The sequence below is a fragment of the Prevotella sp. S7-1-8 genome (assembly GCF_000758925.1).
GTDB lineage: Bacteria > Bacteroidota > Bacteroidia > Bacteroidales > Bacteroidaceae > Prevotella.
The window spans coordinates 1-689 of sequence record NZ_JRNC01000043.1 but is presented as its reverse complement, the minus strand read 5'-3'; the positions used below and the strand labels follow the sequence as shown (position 1 = coordinate 689).

At 45.0% G+C, this 689-nt stretch carries 1 pseudogene; it reads left to right on the top strand.

Going from position 1 to position 689, the window contains the following annotated elements:
• Positions 1-644 (top strand): annotated as a pseudogene (locus HMPREF1640_RS07440) (IS1380 family transposase); the annotation flags it as partial.
• Positions 645-689 lie beyond the last annotated feature (45 nt).

The following is a 689-nucleotide window of genomic DNA, read 5'->3' as shown; positions in this document are numbered from 1 at the left end:
GACTGCGGGTCGTTCTCAAAGGAAATCACCCAAACCGTAGAGCAGCGCTGCAACACGTTCTCATTCGTGCTGCCAACTGCGGCAGTCGATGTGAGGACTTCCACCAGCTGAAAGAATGGAAGAGTGTTGAGGTTGGTTATGAGAGATGCGATGTCACCTCCGTCAGCATGGACAACTTAATAGAAGGAAAGTCATACAGGCTTGTCGTACAGCGTAGTCCTTTGAAAGACAAGGATGGCAGGGAGCAGACGGATATGTTTGGAGTAATATACACATACCGCCGTATCCTTACCAACAACTGGACATCTACTGAGAAAGACATCATTACGTTTTATAATGAGCGTGGAGCAAGCGAAAAGAACTTCGACATACAGAACAATGACTTTGGCTGGTCGCATCTGCCCTTTTCCTTTATGGCTGAGAACATGGTTTTCATGATGGTTACCGCTATGCTGAAGAACTTCTATCTCTATCTCGTCTGTCATATCAGCGAAAAGGTCAAGCCATTGAAAAAGACAAGCAGGCTGAAAGCCTTTATCCTGCATTTTGTCAGCGTGCCAGCAAAATGGGTGAGAACGGGAAGGCAGAACGTTCTGAACCTGTATACAAATAAAACCTACTACTCAGAAGTCTTCATTGAATAAACATCACTTCTTTGTGGTTTTTCATACTTCCCCATTGGTTTGGGT